The sequence below is a fragment of the Bradyrhizobium sp. AUGA SZCCT0158 genome, from assembly GCF_018130065.1.
Classification (GTDB): domain Bacteria; phylum Pseudomonadota; class Alphaproteobacteria; order Rhizobiales; family Xanthobacteraceae; genus Bradyrhizobium.
Genome location: NZ_JAFCME010000028.1, coordinates 38,815 through 51,389, shown reverse-complemented (window position 1 = coordinate 51,389; position 12,575 = coordinate 38,815). Strand labels below are relative to the sequence as shown.

The 12,575-nt window shown below is 62.9% G+C and carries 13 protein-coding genes; 4 read left to right on the top strand and 9 right to left on the bottom strand.

Annotation, left to right across the window (positions count from 1 at the left end; genetic code table 11):
• Positions 1-2: 2 nt before the first annotated feature.
• Positions 3-830 carry a tetratricopeptide repeat protein gene (locus JQ574_RS29185; protein WP_212206256.1) on the top strand — a complete coding sequence of 276 codons (828 nt, stop codon included), beginning with the start codon at positions 3-5 and terminating at the stop codon, positions 828-830.
• Positions 831-1,049: 219 nt separating this feature from the next.
• Here JQ574_RS29185 and JQ574_RS29180 read toward each other — a convergent pair whose 3' ends face one another.
• The 9 genes from JQ574_RS29180 to JQ574_RS29140 form a co-directional block, all read right to left on the bottom strand.
• Positions 1,050-2,030 carry a type II secretion system F family protein gene (locus tag JQ574_RS29180; RefSeq protein WP_212206265.1) on the bottom strand — a complete coding sequence of 327 codons (981 nt, stop codon included), beginning with the start codon at positions 2,028-2,030 and terminating at the stop codon, positions 1,050-1,052.
• A gap of 9 nt (positions 2,031-2,039) precedes the next feature.
• On the bottom strand, positions 2,040-3,017 hold the full coding sequence (locus JQ574_RS29175; protein WP_212206268.1) for a type II secretion system F family protein: 978 nt from the start codon (positions 3,015-3,017) through the stop codon (positions 2,040-2,042).
• On the bottom strand, positions 3,017-4,486 hold the full coding sequence (locus JQ574_RS29170) for a CpaF family protein (protein ID WP_212206270.1): 1,470 nt from the start codon (positions 4,484-4,486) through the stop codon (positions 3,017-3,019). Before JQ574_RS29170 ends, JQ574_RS29175 begins: the two co-directional genes overlap by 1 nt.
• 22 nt (positions 4,487-4,508) lie before the next feature.
• Positions 4,509-5,780: an AAA family ATPase gene (locus tag JQ574_RS29165; protein ID WP_212206272.1), complete on the bottom strand. Its 1,272-nt coding sequence runs from the start codon at positions 5,778-5,780 to the stop codon at positions 4,509-4,511.
• Entirely contained in the window at positions 5,777-6,526 is a 750-nt protein-coding gene (locus JQ574_RS29160) for a CpaD family pilus assembly protein (RefSeq protein ID WP_212206274.1), read from the bottom strand. Before JQ574_RS29160 ends, JQ574_RS29165 begins: the two co-directional genes overlap by 4 nt.
• A gap of 9 nt (positions 6,527-6,535) precedes the next feature.
• Positions 6,536-8,020, bottom strand: coding sequence for a type II and III secretion system protein family protein (locus tag JQ574_RS29155; protein WP_212206276.1), 1,485 nt, complete (start codon positions 8,018-8,020; stop codon positions 6,536-6,538).
• A 17-nt stretch (positions 8,021-8,037) separates the two neighbouring features.
• Positions 8,038-8,367, bottom strand: a complete 330-nt coding sequence (locus JQ574_RS29150; RefSeq protein ID WP_212206278.1) for a hypothetical protein — start codon at positions 8,365-8,367, stop codon at positions 8,038-8,040.
• 127 nt (positions 8,368-8,494) lie between these two features.
• Positions 8,495-9,019, bottom strand: coding sequence for a prepilin peptidase (locus JQ574_RS29145; RefSeq protein WP_212206280.1), 525 nt, complete (start codon positions 9,017-9,019; stop codon positions 8,495-8,497).
• Between the two features lie 220 nt (positions 9,020-9,239).
• Positions 9,240-9,404 (bottom strand): Flp family type IVb pilin, encoded by a 165-nt coding sequence (locus JQ574_RS29140; RefSeq protein WP_192737154.1) that lies wholly within the window; start codon positions 9,402-9,404, stop codon positions 9,240-9,242.
• Positions 9,405-9,712: 308 nt separating this feature from the next.
• Between JQ574_RS29140 and JQ574_RS29135 the strand changes: the two genes are divergently transcribed.
• From JQ574_RS29135 to cpaB, 3 genes are all read left to right on the top strand, one after another.
• Positions 9,713-10,543: a sterol desaturase family protein gene (locus JQ574_RS29135; protein WP_212206282.1), complete on the top strand. Its 831-nt coding sequence runs from the start codon at positions 9,713-9,715 to the stop codon at positions 10,541-10,543.
• Positions 10,544-10,748: 205 nt separating this feature from the next.
• A complete protein-coding gene (locus JQ574_RS29130; protein WP_192737156.1) occupies positions 10,749-11,576 on the top strand; it encodes a sterol desaturase family protein in 828 nt (275 codons plus the stop codon).
• A gap of 156 nt (positions 11,577-11,732) precedes the next feature.
• Positions 11,733-12,548: a Flp pilus assembly protein CpaB gene (cpaB, locus tag JQ574_RS29125; RefSeq protein ID WP_212206290.1), complete on the top strand. Its 816-nt coding sequence runs from the start codon at positions 11,733-11,735 to the stop codon at positions 12,546-12,548.
• Positions 12,549-12,575 lie beyond the last annotated feature (27 nt).

The window sequence follows — 12,575 nt, the reverse complement described above, 5'->3', positions numbered from 1 at the left end:
CCATGCGTCCATCATCCAGCCTTGTCCGGCCCAATGTGGCCCGGTTTCTCGCCTCCGCGGCCGTGACGGCGATTTTGGCCGCAAGCCTTGGCGGCTGCCAGACCATGTCCGATGTGACGGGCGCGCTGACCCAGAAGTCCAGCAGCGCCGCCGCTCCCGCCATTCCCGATGATCCGCGTCGTGCCGTTGAAGTCTATGGCGAGCGCTATCGCGCCAATCCCAAGGATGCCAACGCCGCCCTGGCCTATGGCCAGGCGCTGCGTGCCACAGGCCAGCGTTCGCAGGCCGCCGCCGTTCTCGAACAGGCCACCATCGCCCATCCCGGCAACAAGGCGCTGCTCGCCGGCTATGGCCGCGCGCTCGCCGACAACGGCAATTCGCAAGCCGCCTTCGACGTTCTCAGCCGCGCCCATTCGCCCGACAATCCCGACTGGCGCATCCTCTCGGTGCAGGGCACCGTGCTCGACAAGCTCGCCAAGCACGACGAAGCTCGCCGCTATTATGCCAGCGCGCTGAAGATCGCGCCGGAAGAACCGTCGGTGCTGTCCAATCTCGGCCTCTCCTACATGCTGACGCGCGAACTGCCCGACGCCGAGGCGGCGCTGCGGCGTGCCTATGGCAATCCGCGGGCGGACGCGCGGGTGCGGCAGAATCTGGCGCTGGTGGTCGGCTTGCAGGGCCGTTTCACTGAGGCCGAGACCATCGCCAAGGGCGATCTGCCGTCCGAGGAGGCCGCGGCGAACGTGGCCTATCTGCGGGAAATGCTGAGCCGCAAGGATCCGCGCGGCGGCAAGACCGTTCCGGTGGCCGCGCTCAACCGGCCCGACTGATAGCTGCGCGGCGGATCGATCGGCCGGACCGCTCAATCCAGATTTTCTGGTGGATTCCGATTCAGAACGTTTTCGAGCGAAGCGTGCCCTCGGACTTGATCCGGGGGTGGCTACCGGTTTGCACAGCAATCGAGTTTACGCAGCTTGCGTAGGCCCGTCTGCGGTAGAAACCGCGCCAAAGCGGCTATCGGTTCTGATTCAATCAGAATCGATGATGCTTTAGAGGATCGTCGTCGTCTGCAGCTTGATGTAGGTCGGCCCGAGAATGACGATGAACAGGCACGGCAGGAAGAACAGGATCATCGGCACGGTCAGCTTCGGCGGCAAGGCGGCCGCCTTCTTCTCGGCCTCGTTCATGCGCATGTCGCGGTTTTCCTGCGCCATCACGCGCAAGCTCTGGCCGAGCGGCGTTCCGTAGCGTTCGGACTGCTGCAAGGCCAGGCAGACCGATTTGACGCCGTCGAGGCCGGTACGCTTCGCCAGGTTCTCATAGGCCACCTTGCGGTCCTGCAGATAGGACAGTTCGGCCGTGGTCAGCGCGAATTCTTCCGACAGCGCCACCGATTGCGAGACGATTTCGGTGGAGACCTTGCGAAAGGCGACTTCGACCGACATGCCGGACTCGATACAGATCAAGAGCAGGTCGAGCGCGTCGGGGAACGCACGCTTGATCGAAAGCTGGCGCTTGGTGATCGCGTTCTGCAGGAACAGCATCGGCGCCTGCAGCCCGAAATAGGCCGCGCCGAGGCAGATGCCGATCTTGACCGGCATCGATTTGTCCATGTGCGTGATGACGAAGACGTAGAGCACCGCGCCGATCAAAAGCACGATCGGCGTCACCGCGCGGGCGAACAGGAACGTGACGTAGGGCGCATGGCCGCGGTAGCCGGCCATGATCAGCTTGTCGCGTGCGGCTTCCTGCGCCAGCCATTTGGTCAGGTTGAAGTCTTCCACCACCTTGGAAACCAGCTGCTTCGGGCTCTGGCGCAGCGATACCTTCTCCGTTTTGGCAAGACGGTCGCGCTCGCGCTGCCGGATCCGTTCCCGCTCGCTGGCGACTGCTTTCATGCGCTTGGCGAGGCCTTCGCCGGCGAACAGCGGCGTGACCAGCGTGTAGGCGGTCAGGGTCGCGGCAATGGCGGCCAGGAACATGGTCATGAACCGGGCGTCGTGCATCTTGTTTATGAGGAACTCAACCATGTTACACCGTCAGAAGTCGAAGTTGATCATTTTCTTCATCACGAGAACGCCGATCGTCATCCAGCCAACGCAGCACACAAGCATGAATTGGCCGAGCCGGTCGGTCCACAGCAGCGAGATGTAGTCGGGCGTTGTAATCCAGACCAGCACCATCACGACCGGCGGAAGAGAGCCGATGATGGCGGCGGAGGCCTTGGCTTCCATCGACATCGCCTGAATTTTCTCTGCCATCTTCTTGCGGTCGCGCAGCACCTTCGAAAGGTTGCCGAGCGCTTCCGACAGATTGCCGCCCGATTTCTGCTGGATCGCGATCACGATGCCGAAGAAGTTGGCTTCCGGCACCGGCATCCTTTCATAAAGGCGCGCGCAGGCTTCGCCGAGCGGCATCCCGATGGTTTGGGTTTCGATGATGGCCAGGAACTCGCTCCTCAGCGGCTCCGGCGAGTCGGCCGCGACCACCTTGATCGATTCGAACAGCGGCAGTCCGGCCTTGATGCCACGGACGATGACGTCGACCGCGTCCGGCAGCGCTTTCAAAAATGCCTTTTCGCGCTTCGTCTTGAGGTAACCCAGCAGCCAGCGCGGCAGCCCGAAGCCCGCGCCGAAGGCCATGCCGAGGGCGCCCAAAACTCCGCCTCCGGCGCTGAACGCGGCGAAACCGGCGACCGCAGCCAGGACGCCGGAGATGATCCAGAATTTCTGCGTCGACCAGGAAAGTCCGGCCTGGGTGATGCGGGTGCTCAGGGGAACCGATTTTTCCTTCAGCCGGCGCGACTCGAGATCCTTCAGCGACCCCTCGACCTGTTCGCGGCGTGAACGCTGGTTCTTGTCGGCCTGACGCGCCGCCGTCGGTTCGGACCGCGCGATCGAGGCGCGGCGCGATTCCGCTTTCTTCTCGCCGGACAGCAATGGGTAGACGAAAACCCAGGCAATGCCGCCAATCGCGGTGAATGCAAGAAAGGCCAGTGCGAGCGCTTGCATGGACATCAGCGTGCTCCGGGTTCAGCTGTGACTTCGGCGGCATCAAGCGCAGCCGCGAGCCGCTTCTCCTCGCCGTAATATCGTGCGCGTTCCCAGAACCGCGGGCGTCCGATGCCGGTCGAGCGATGCTTGCCGATGATCTTGCCGTTGGCGTCTTCGCCGATCATGTCATACAGGAACAGGTCCTGGGTGATGATGGTATCGCCTTCCATGCCCATCACCTCGGTAATGTGGGTGATGCGCCGCGAGCCGTCGCGCAGACGCGCGGCCTGCACGATGACGTCGATCGAGGCGCAGATCATCTCGCGAATGGTGCGGGACGGCAGCGAAAATCCGCCCATCGTGATCATCGATTCGCAGCGCGATAAAGCTTCGCGCGGGTTGTTGGCATGCAGCGTTCCCATCGAGCCGTCATGGCCGGTGTTCATCGCCTGCAGCAGGTCGAATGCCTCGGGTCCGCGGACTTCGCCGACGATGATGCGTTCGGGCCGCATACGCAGGCAGTTGCGGACCAGTTCGCGCATCGTGACCTGGCCTTCGCCTTCGATGTTGGGCGGCCGGGTTTCCAGCCGCACCACGTGCGGTTGCTGCAGCTGGAGTTCGGCGGCGTCTTCGCAGGTGATGACGCGCTCGTCATGCTCGATGAACTGGGTCAGGCAGTTCAAGAGCGTGGTCTTGCCGGAGCCGGTGCCGCCGGAGATCAGCACGTTGCAGCGGACGCGGCCGATGATCTGGAGGATTTCCGCGCCTTCCGGCGAGATGGCGCCGAACTTGACCAGCTGCTCGAGGGTCAGCTTGTCCTTTTTGAATTTTCGGATGGTGAGCGCGGGCCCGTCGATCGCCAGCGGCGGCACGATGGCGTTGACGCGGGAGCCGTCGGCGAGACGCGCGTCGCAGATCGGCGATGATTCGTCGACGCGCCGGCCGACCTGGCTGACGATGCGCTGGCAGATGTTGAGCAGCTGCTGGTTGTCGCGAAACCGGATGCCGGTCTTCTGGATCTTGCCGGCGACTTCGATGAACACCGTGCCGGCGCCATTGACCATGATGTCGGCGATGTCGTCGCGCGACAATAGCGGCTCCAGCGGACCGTAACCGAGCACGTCGTTGCAGATGTCGTCGAGCAGCTCTTCCTGCTCGGCAATCGACATCACGATGTTCTTGATCGCGATGATCTCGTTGACGATGTCGCGAATTTCCTCGCGCGCCGACTCGCCGTCGAGTTTGGCGAGCTGGGCAAGGTCGATCGCCTCGATCAGGGCGCCGAAGATCGTGGCCTTGACCTGGTAATAATTGTCGGAGCGCCGCGCTTCCATGGCGGGCGCCGGCGGCGGTTTCGAGGGCGCGATCGGCGGTGAAGATACGGTCGGCGCGGCCATTTCACGCGAAGCGGCCGCCATGCCGGATGGCTCCGGCGCGTGAATGGCGGGCTTCGGCGCCCGCGTGTCGTTGTCTCCGCTACGCTTACCAAACACGATCGTACTCCACGCGGACGGCTTACTTCTTGGCCCGCAACTTCTCGATCAGGGGCGACAGGAACGACCCCTTCGGCTTCTTGGTCTCGCCGCGGCCTGTCAACCGCTGCGCAATCTGCAGGAACATCTCGGTGGTCCGGTGATTGGCGGAAATTTCCGCAATCATCTGGCCGTTATTGGCGGCCGAGCCGAACATCTGCGGCTCGAACGGGATCGTGGCGATCGGCTGGCTCTCCATGGCCTTGGCGAATTCGCTGGCGGGGATCTCGGGGCGCTTCGGAATGCCGACCTGGTTGAGGCAGTAGAGCGGCGCGCGGTCGTTCGGCCGCGACGCCTTCAAGAGGTCGTAGATGTTCTTGGTGTTGCGCAAATTGGCCAGATCGGGCGCCGCCACGATCAGAATATCGTCGGCTGCGATCAGCGCGCGCTTGGTCCATCCCGACCACTGATGGGGGACGTCGAGCACGATGCAGGGCATCGTGGTGCGAAGCGTGTCGAAGATCGCATCGAAAGCGTCAGCGCCAAAATCATAGACCCGGTCGAGCGTCGCTGGCGCCGCGAGCAGGCTGAGATGGTCGGTACATTTCGACAGCAGACGGTCGATGAAGGCGGTATCGACCCGGTCGGGCGAGAACACGGCGTCGGCGATGCCCTGCGGCGGGTCCTGATTGTAGTCGAGGCCGGCGGTGCCGAAGGCGAGGTCGAGGTCGGCGACCACCGAATCCAGCGCCAGATCGCGGGCGATCGCCCAGGCGACGTTATGCGCGACGGTGGACGAGCCGACGCCGCCCTTGGCGCCAACCACGGCAATGATGCGGCCGACCGCCTTGGCTTCGGGCGCCGAGAACAGGTTGCAGACCGCGCGGACGACGTCGATGGCGGTGACGGGGGCGATCACGTAATCGCTGACGCCGCGGCGCACCAGCTCGCGGTACAGCGTGACGTCGTTGATGCGGCCGATCACGATCACGCGGGTTCCGGCGTCGCACACGGTGGCCAACTGATCGAGACCGAGCAGGATATCGTTGCGGCCCTCGGTTTCCAGGATGATCACGTTCGGTGTCGGCGCGGAGCGATAGGCCTCGATGGCGGCGGCCATGCCGCCCATCTGGATCTTCAAATGAGCCTTGCCGAGACGGCGGTCTTCGCCGGCCGATTGCACAGCCGCGGCGGTTTCCACCGTCTCGCAGAATGCCTGGACGGACACCCGCGGCGCCGGCGCGATATGATCTTCCGTCGACGGCGGCGGGCCGTCCGGCTGCTGTTCGGGGGTCTGGCGCGAGTAGCTGATCATTTGCCTGTATCGCTGAGTTTGGCCTTGTCGGCTTCGGGATAAGCGGTCGTGGTTGACGTACCCTTGCGATATTTGTCGAAGGCGATGTTGCGCCGCGGCGTATAGGCGGGTGTCTCCTCGCGCGGCTGCACGAGATCCGACGGATTATCGACCATCGCGGCAAGATTGCGCTGATTGGAGCAACCGAGATTGTAATAGGGCTTGTTTTCGAAATAGCCCCGGTTGTTGACGGACGGTCCGAGGTCGTCGGGCCACAGGCCGCAGGGCCCGGCGGTGGCTGAGATCTTCGGATAAGTCAGCCGGATCGCCGCCATGTGCCGGGGGTCCTCGGGACGATACTGGCGTATGGCGACCGCGCGCGGCGGGACGCCGGCAGCGGCGAACGTCGCCTGGATCTCGCGCAATGATTCGCTGGCAGCTCGCGCGTTCGGCGTATCGGTGGGCATGTCGATGGTGATGCCGCCGGTGCCCTCCTTGAGCCAGGTCTGCGCCATTCCCATCACATCGGAGCGCTGGTTCGCGGAAAGTCCGCCGCGGCCACGGCCGACGAATACGATCACCGTGCGATCGGCTTCCTGAATCGCGATCGGATGACGCAGGCGATAATCGTCCGGCACGCTTGCCGTCGCCACCGGGTCGGTGTGCTTGCAGGCGCCCAGCACTACGGCAAGACCGATCAGCGCTCCCGCGAGGCGGAGAGCGCGCTTGCGGTCGGCGGTTATTGCGGATGTGCTTTGTCGTGTCATCGTCCCGCCTCAGTCCGTAATAAAGCCGTAGGTGCCGCGATATTTCCGTCCCGGCTCATTGCTGCGGCCCGGAACGCCGTAGACGCGATTGATGCTGCCGAGCAGATCGGTCTGCGGATCGGAAGCGTTGGCGAACCCGTCATCGGGGCGCGAAAGATCCTTCTGCGCCACCGCGCGAACCACGTAGGGGGTGACCAGGACCATCAGCTCGGTCTGGCTGTTGACGAAGTCGCGGCTGCGGAACAGCGTGCCGAGCACCGGCAATTGCGCCAGACCCGGGAAGCCATTGATGGCCTGCTTGGTCTGCTCCTGGATCAGGCCGGCCATCGCCATCGCGCCGCCCGACGGGATTTCCAACGTCGTCTCCGCACGGCGGGTCTTGATCGAGGGAATGGTCAGCGAGTTGGTGCCCGCGGAGCTGAGCGACTGGGTCAACGTGATCGAGTTGTCGTTGGACAGTTCGGATACTTCGGTCATCACGCGCAGGCTGATGCGGCCTTCGGTCAGCACGACCGGCGTGAAATTGAGCGAAATGCCGAACTTCTTGAACTGGATCTGGGTCGTACAAACGCGCGTGATCGGGTCGCAGGAATAGCCTGCGGGAACTGGAAACTCGCCGCCGGCGATGAAGGTGGCGGACTCACCGGAAATAGCGGTCAAATTGGGTTCGGCCAGCGTCCGCACCACGCCGGCGCTTTCCATGGCGCGAAGGGTAGCCGTCACCGACGGGACGTTGCCGCCGCCGAACGTTCCCGATGCGACGTTGCCTGGGACCAGCGGACGGCCATAGGCGGTAAACGGGTTGGCGTTGCTGAAGTTCACCACCGCCGTGCCGTAGGTCATGCTGGCCGTGAGGTCGATGCCCATCTGCTTGATGATGTTGCGCGCGACTTCGGCAACCGTCACCTTCAGCATCACCTGGTCGCGGCCGCGGACGGCGATCGAATTGACGACCTTGTCGGTGCCGCCGGCGAGGCGGGAGGCCAGATCGAAGGCCTGCTGCGCGTCGATCGGGCTTGCCGCCGTGCCGGTCAGCACCACGCCGTCGCCGACGCCGTCGATATGGATGTCCGAGTTCGGCAGCGTCTGCTTCAGCGCCGCACGCACGCCGTTGAGGTCGCGCTTGACCGCGATGTCATAGGCCGCGATCTGCTGGCCTGCCGAGTCGAAGAATACGATGTTGGTCTGGCCCACCGCCGCGCCGATGATGTAGGCACGCTGGGAGGAGCGGACGACGGCGTTGGCGATCTTCGGATCGGCCACCAACACGTCCTTGATGTCGCGCGGCAGGTCGATCACGATCGACTTTCCGATCCCGAGCGAAACCGTGCGCGCGTTCATCTGCCCGTCCATGGCCGCCGGCGCCGCGGCGCGATAGTCGCTTGCCTTGACCGGCGTCAGGGCCGGATTGAGCGTCAGGGCTGCGACCGCCGAGAACGACAGGGCGCGGACGATGAATGTCCGCAGCATCGGCTGATTTCCCCTGCACTTCATAACGAGCGTCCTTTCGGTCACGTCTGCACCGACTGCTGGCTGACCAAGCCGTATCCGACGAGCGACGGCGCGCCGCTCTGGCGCGCACGGGCCAGTGTCATCGCGTTGGCGTTGCTGATGAAACTGTCGCTGGCGCTCGCGGCCGGCCAGGTCTGCCATTGCATATCCTTGGCCTTGAGCGACTGGCCGAGGCCGATGTCGCCGTTGGCGACCAGAATATCGATGGTCTGCAGCTCCGCGACCGGATCCGGCGCGACAGGCTGGTGGTCGGATCCGCTGGCCAGACCTGCGGCAATGCCGCCAGCGCCGATGGCGATGGTCAAAACGACAATGCGAGCGGTATTCATACGCTTCACTTTCCACATAACGCCGCGACGCTTCCGCCGCCGTGATGGGAGTTGACCAGCTATTCGTCAAAGCATGGTTAATGAGGCGTGAGTAAATTGCCTTAACGGTGCGTTACCGTTCGAAGGATCAGTGCATTGCGAGGTGCGTGACGTCGATCGACTTGATCCACTCGGTCTCCGGATAGACCATCAACGCGCCGATCGCGAGCGCGATGCCGTAGGGGATTCCGGTCTGTTTGTCGTGGAGGCGGAGCAGCCAGGCCTGGCCTGTGAGCGGCCGGGGTAGCGGCCATTGCCTGGCATAGAGCAGCAGCAGCGTCAGGGCGCCGCCGAGCAGCGAGGCATAGAGCAGATAGTTGAGCAGGTGATCGAAGCCGAACCAGAGCGCCACCCCGGCCGCGACCTTGGCGTCGCCGCCGCCGACCCAGCCCATCGCGAAACAGCCAAAGGCCACGACGAGGACAACGGCGCCGGCGCCGAGATGCATCAGGAAATCGTGCAGGCCCATTCCGCCCAGCGGCGCCAGAACCAGAAAGCCGGCCACCAGGGCCAGCGATATCCGGTTCGAAATCGTCATAGTGAAAAGGTCGCTCGCGGCCGCGAACGCCATCAGGGCCGGAAACAGCATGAGGCGGGCAATATCGAGGATCATGGATTCACACAGCCCGTGCTGCCAACGCGAAGGCCGGGAAGACCTGAAAGAAGACGTTCCAGCATCCGGCGAACCTATCGACGAGAAGTGAACAATCGGAAAACGGCCCGCACGAGACGGACCCGCAAAAACCCCGGGTCTCGAAAACGACCCTCAAGTCGCGCAAACGACAAAGGCCCCGGGTGACCCCGGGGCCTTTGAAGCAGATTGCGACGATCGCTTATTTCAGCGAGGTCGAGATCGTGCCGAAGTTGGTCGACAGCTTGCCGCCGACGCCCTGAACGGCGGTGATGATCGCGATCGCAATACCGGCGGCAATCAGGCCGTATTCGATGGCAGTCGCGCCGGACTCATCCTTGACGAAACGCGAAACGAGATTCTTCATAATAGATAACTCCTGTGTACACGTGGCTGGTCGAACTATCATTTGGTCTCGCCGGCGTTCTCAGCACCGTGACCATGACGCCACCCTAAAACCGGACCATTGCGGCGCAGTTAATTCGATTGCGCAAAACCGGGGGGAACTCGCTGTTCTCACTCAGAGTAAACGCGGAATTAAGCCAATTGATAAAATGCGCTTAGTATTGCGGGCCTTGTTGTCGCAGCCGCGCAGGCCCGGGTCAGTGCCGGATTCACCGCTCCTTAAGCGCGAGGGTGATACCCCCTTGGATCTCCCCATCAAGCGAGGCCGTCATGTCGGGTATGCCGTTGGAAGTCATCGAGATGATGGGCCAGACCATGGCGAAGGTGGTGCCGGTTACGATCGGCCTCGCCCTGGTGTTCACGGTGCTCTCGCATTTCTGGGCCTGCAATCCCGGCAAGCCGTGGTGGCGCAAGCGCGAACTCATCACCGACATCTGCTACTGGTTCTTCGTTCCCGTTTTCGCCCGTGTGCTCCGCATCGGGCTGTTGGTGCTCGGCGCCGGTGTTGTCTTCAACATTCATGATGTCGACGAGCTGGTCGCATTCTACGACAATGGCCACGGGCCGCTGGCCGCGCTTCCGCTCTGGGTGCAGGCACTGCTGTTCCTGGTTGCCTCCGACTTCATGCTGTATTGGCTGCACCGCATGTTTCACAGCGGCGGCTTCTGGAAGTACCACGCGATCCATCATTCTTCGGAAGATCTCGAGTGGATTTCCGCGGCGCGGTTTCACCCCGTCAACCTGTTCATCGGAACGATCATGGTGGACGTCATTCTGTTGATGGCGGGCATATCGCCCAACATCATGCTCTGGGTCGGGCCGTTCACGACCTTCCACTCGGCCTTCGTCCACGCCAATCTGAACTGGACGCTCGGCCCGTTCAAATATGTACTGGCGACGCCGGTGTTCCACCGCTGGCATCACACCTCGCAGGAAGAGGGCGGCAACACCAATTTTGCCGGCACCTTCCCGCTCTGGGATATTCTGTTCGGAACGTTCCGGATGCCGGAAAACCAGCTGCCGGATAATTACGGCGTCGACGCCGATCAGTCGGTGCCGAACGAAATCGGTGGGCAGTTAGCCTATCCGTTTCGCCAGTAGCGCCTTTTCGAGCCAGCACGACCCGCTTCGCGCAAGCAAGACGCGTCAAGTATCCAGAGCGGGGACCTGGAGGTCCTCCCGCCGGAAGTTTTCGTCACGACCGAATTGACCGCCCAATCCGATCGCGGCACGCTGCGCGCCTTGAGTCTTGCAGAAATCCGGTTCTGCCGAGACGCCAGATCGCGCAAGGTGCTAAGAAGCGGCAATGTTCCTGGGCCTGGAAATCGTCGAGATGCTTGGCCAGACGATGGCCATTGTGGTGCCGGTGACGATCGCGCTGGCGCTGGTGTTTTCGGTGCTGGCGCATTTCTGGGCCTGCAATCCCGGCCGGCCGTGGTGGCGCAAGCGCGAACTCGTGACCGATCTCGCCTACTGGTTCCTGGTGCCGCTGTTCGCCCGCGTGTTCCGGATCGGGCTATTGGTGCTCGGCGCCGCCCTGGTGTTCCAAATTCATGACGCCGACGAACTGATCGCCTTCTATGACAATGGCCATGGGCCGCTGTCGACGCTGCCGCTGTGGCTGCAGGCGGTGCTGTTTTTGGTGCTCGCTGATTTCATGATGTACTGGCTGCACCGCATGTTCCATGGCGGCGGCTTCTGGAAATACCACGCCATCCATCATTCCTCCGAGGATGTGGACTGGATTTCGGCGGCGCGCTTTCACCCCGTCAACCTGTTGCTCGGCACCATCGGGATCGACGTCGCGTTGCTGATGGCGGGTATTTCGCCGAACGTGATGCTGTGGCTTGGCCCTTTCAACATTTTCCATTCGGCGTTCGTTCACGCCAATCTGAACTGGACGCTCGGCCCGTTCAAATACGTGCTTGCCACCCCGGTCTTCCACCGCTGGCATCACACCGCGCAGGAAGAGGGCGGCAATACCAACTTCGCGGGCACCTTTCCGCTCTGGGACATCCTGTTCGGAACCTTCCGGATGCCCAAAGACCGTTTGCCGGACAATTACGGTGTCGACGATCAGTCGACCTTCCCGCGCGAGATCGCCGGGCAACTGGCCTATCCATTCCGGAAATAGGCTCGGAACGCGAACCGTCGGGCGTCAGTCCGGTTCCCGACTACGAGGCTTGTTAACGCGACTTCGATGCGCTCCCTTAACCTTGCTTTGACCTATGTCTGGCTAGACTCGCTTCAGCGCCGGAAGCGTCGCTGCGTCATGTATGAGTAAAAGCGTATGAACACCGCCCGAATTATCGTTCTGGCCATCGCAATCAGTGCTGGCGGTGTTGCCGCATACCTTGCGAGCGGTATCGACAAAGAAGCTCCCGCACCGGTCGCAGCAGTACCGCAACTGCCGACGGTGGATGTGCTCGTGGCCAAGGATGACATCGGCCTTGGCCAGACTGTCGCCGCCGAAAACCTGCAGTGGCAGACCTGGACCGAGTCGTCTTCAAGCGGCAGCTTCATTCGCAAGAAGGACCGGCCCGAGGCCATCACCCAAATCGTTGGCTCCATCGCCCGCATGCCGTTCATCGCGGGAGAACCGATTCGCGAGCAGAAATTGGTCAAGGCGAACGGGTCAGGGTTCATGGCGGCGATCCTGCCGACGGGAATGCGGGCCGTCTCGACTGAAATCTCGGCCGAAACCGGGGCGGGCGGCTTCATTCTGCCGAACGACCGCGTCGACGTGATTCTGTCGAAGCGCGAGAAGCAGCAGAGTATCGATGGCGCGGGGCAGCCGCCCGATATCATCTCCTCCCAGACCGTTCTGACCAATGTCCGCGTTCTCGCCATCGACCAGGCCCCCAAGGAAAAAGAGGGCCAAAACGCGGTGCTGGGAAAAACGGCGACGCTGGAAATGACGCCTGATGAAGTCGAGGTTCTGGGAAAAGCACGCCTGAGCGGGAGTTTGTCACTGGCGCTGCGCAGCATCGCAGACAGCAAAACGACCGCCGTTGCTTCAACCGGCAACAGCAAACTGGTCACGGTTTACCGCGGAAGCACCAGCGCCGACGTGCTGAGCTGCACGCCACTTTGTGCCCGGCGCTAGAGGGTTAACGTCCGCTTAACGGCGCGG